This is a genomic window from Sphingobium algorifonticola, assembly GCF_004005485.1.
Lineage (GTDB): Bacteria > Pseudomonadota > Alphaproteobacteria > Sphingomonadales > Sphingomonadaceae > Sphingobium > Sphingobium algorifonticola.
On sequence record NZ_RZUL01000030.1, the window covers coordinates 1 to 2435 of the forward strand.

The 2435-nt window shown below is 62.8% G+C and carries 5 protein-coding genes and 1 pseudogene; all 6 read right to left on the bottom strand.

The annotated features are described in order from the left end of the window. Positions 1-174: 174 nt before the first annotated feature. Positions 175-573, bottom strand: coding sequence for a type II toxin-antitoxin system VapC family toxin (locus ENE74_RS18015; protein ID WP_206517764.1), 399 nt, complete (start codon positions 571-573; stop codon positions 175-177). Between the two features lie 11 nt (positions 574-584). Then, the gene (locus tag ENE74_RS18020) at positions 585-845 is read right to left on the bottom strand and encodes an antitoxin (protein WP_127692240.1); all 261 of its coding nucleotides are present in this window, start codon (positions 843-845) and stop codon (positions 585-587) included. A gap of 230 nt (positions 846-1075) precedes the next feature. Continuing rightward, on the bottom strand, positions 1076-1384 hold the full coding sequence (locus ENE74_RS18025; protein ID WP_127692241.1) for a DUF7673 family protein: 309 nt from the start codon (positions 1382-1384) through the stop codon (positions 1076-1078). Next, a complete protein-coding gene (locus ENE74_RS18030) occupies positions 1381-1599 on the bottom strand; it encodes a PIN domain-containing protein (RefSeq protein WP_206517765.1) in 219 nt (72 codons plus the stop codon). The genes ENE74_RS18025 and ENE74_RS18030 overlap by 4 nt, the downstream gene beginning before the upstream one ends. Before the next feature lie 12 nt (positions 1600-1611). After that, positions 1612-1992, bottom strand: a complete 381-nt coding sequence (locus tag ENE74_RS18035; protein ID WP_127692242.1) for a DUF6915 family protein — start codon at positions 1990-1992, stop codon at positions 1612-1614. Positions 1993-1996: 4 nt separating this feature from the next. Next, positions 1997-2296, bottom strand: a pseudogene (locus ENE74_RS18040) (DUF6878 family protein); the annotation flags it as partial. Positions 2297-2435: the final 139 nt, after the last annotated feature.

A 2435-nucleotide genomic window follows, 5' to 3' on the forward strand; every position in this document is an offset into this window, starting at 1 on the left:
AGTCTCCTTGAGGATGATGGTCTCGAACACCTTGTCCAAGCCACCTCCCTCTTCCCCGCTCCCCTCCCCGGCCACCGGCCGGGCCGGCGCGCAAGCGCCCCGTCCGAGGCCCGTTCACGGCCTCGGGGCGAACCTCAGTGAATCGCCGCGATCCGCAGGCTCCGGGGGATAACGCTAGTGGGCGGCGTCGAGCCAGTTTTCCAGCTTGAGCGCCCGCACGCGCGAGAATTCACTGATATTGGCAGTCACCAATGTGGCATCGAGCGCGTAAGCATGCGCAGCGATGAAGAGGTCGTTCGGCCCGATCGGCTTCCCTGCGGCTTCAAGCTCAGCGCGGATCCCGCCATATTCGGTGTCGGCCGGAACATCGAGGGCGAGCACGGAGAGACTGCCAAGGATTGCCTCGATTTGGGCGAGCAGACGGGGCGAGCCCTTCTTTGCACAGCCGTATCGAAGCTCGGCTGCCGTAACGATACTGACGCAAATCGACTCCGGGCCAACATTCGCGATATGCTGCGCGACGATCCCTTGCGGATTCCTGGCGAGCTCGGACACGATATTGGTGTCGAGCATATAGAGGCCGCTCACAGGTCGATCGCTTTTGCGGGCAGCAGCGTATCGTCGATCTCGGGAAACTGGTCATCCGCGCCAAGTGGCGTCAGCCCGGCGAGCACCTCAAGCAGGTTCTTGCAGCGGATGGGTTCAAGAATGAGCCGGTCGCCGTCCCGGTGAATCATGACGCTGTCGCCGGGCAACTCGAAATCTGCCGGAATGCGGACGGCCTGGCTCTTGTTGTTGCGAAAGAGCTTCGCTTCCCTCGCGGCAATGGGTTCAGGTCGTGCCATGCTATCCTCCTTGCATATACATGAACATATGCAACGGGTTCAAAAGGCGCAAGACGGGGAGGCGCGCTCAGACCTGTATATAGCGGTCATGTGCAAGTAGACGCGCTATATACCATGGGCCGGCTTCACGGCCTCGGGACGGTCAAGGTCAAGCTGGACCTCATGGCGGGCCGAAGACTGCCCGCAATCCTCCATGGGGAGGGCCTCCCCGCACCGCGGAGGCGAGCGGACTAGCCTGCGCCAAGATCCCGCCAGCGCCCGACCAGCTCGATCATCTCGGCCTTGCGACCAAAGGCGTCAGGATAGATTGCCCCTTCATGCTGGCCGAGAAAGCCGATGATGGTGGTGATATGGGTGGCGATCGTCGCATCGACCCCGAACAGGTCGGCGACCGGGAAATGTCCGCAATCCTCGCCATTCCACCAGGCAAGGAGGAAGTTCGCCACGCGGCGCGCCTGGCCGGTATCGGACCGCGCGATATCGATCAACCGGTCCAGCGACTTTCCCGCCGCATCTTTGCTGAAGGGGCCATCGTTCATTGTTCAGTCCACACCCCAGGGTTGAGTATGAGAACACCCGTCGCCTCGAAGTCAGCGACATTACGGGTGACTAAGGTCGAACCATGCACTTGCGCGGTGGTGGCGATCAAGCCATCGCGCTCACGCACCGGATCGGGGACGTGCAGCGTCGCGCAGGCATAGTCCTTGATCGCCAGCACGACGAGCGAGGGCTTGTTCCGATCGGTGATGAACATGGGGCCGGCGCCTCAGCTCTTGCTGGCACGCGATGACCGGATGGTCGGATCCAGCCCCGGAGATCCGGCCGGATTGCCGCGCAGCATCCAGGGGAGCGGCTGGATCATGCGGGCCCAGTCGGCAAAGGAGGGGATGCGGCCGAGATCCTCGACGACATGGCTCTCTCCGATGAGCCGGACCGGCACCTCGCGCCCCGCGCTGTTGCGGAGGGTCACGCCAAAGATCGTCTCGGCCAGGAATATCCCCTCGGCATGGTGCCTGAGCGCGCGGTGGCGGGGATCCGCGATGATCTTCTTGGACTCGTCGAACCATTGGTGGAGCGCGAGATAGTCTTGCGGATCGCCGCCCCATCGGCGCGCGGAGCTCAGCGCATGATAATAGCAGTGCGACATCGCGCTAGATCTCCGTCTCGGTGGTGTCATATTCGATGTAGCGGTCATTATGGGTGAGCGTGACTGCGCCGCTGGCAACATCGATGGCGACGCAGCCATACGCCCCCTCGCCATTCTCCCAGCCGGCGTGATGATCGCACGCGGCGTTCTCGGCGAAGGCACTGAGCGCGTCTTCGAGGTTCATCGCGCGGCTCGCGATGGTGCCCTGATAGTCGGCGGCGTGATGATCGCACAGGATTTCAGGCAGCGCGGCCGTTTCCTCACCGACGAAAGCGGTGACGTCGCACACCGATCCCTCGTCGCCGCCGCCGTCATAGGGGTGACTACACGAAAGTGACGTATCTGCACGCTAAGGGCGAACAAATCCGGTACGATGCCAGCAGATGCTATTCGCAGGCTTTCCTGCCCCTTTTATGTGGTGCCGCCCTACGGGCGCCGATATG

Coding starts and splice junctions, on each gene's coding strand:
- ENE74_RS18015 (WP_206517764.1), bottom strand. CDS start 573: ATGCTCGACACCAATATCGTGTCCGAGCTCGCCAGGAATCCGCAAGGG.
- ENE74_RS18020 (WP_127692240.1), bottom strand. CDS start 845: ATGGCACGACCTGAACCCATTGCCGCGAGGGAAGCGAAGCTCTTTCGC.
- ENE74_RS18025 (WP_127692241.1), bottom strand. CDS start 1,384: ATGAACGATGGCCCCTTCAGCAAAGATGCGGCGGGAAAGTCGCTGGAC.
- ENE74_RS18030 (WP_206517765.1), bottom strand. CDS start 1,599: ATGTTCATCACCGATCGGAACAAGCCCTCGCTCGTCGTGCTGGCGATC.
- ENE74_RS18035 (WP_127692242.1), bottom strand. CDS start 1,992: ATGTCGCACTGCTATTATCATGCGCTGAGCTCCGCGCGCCGATGGGGC.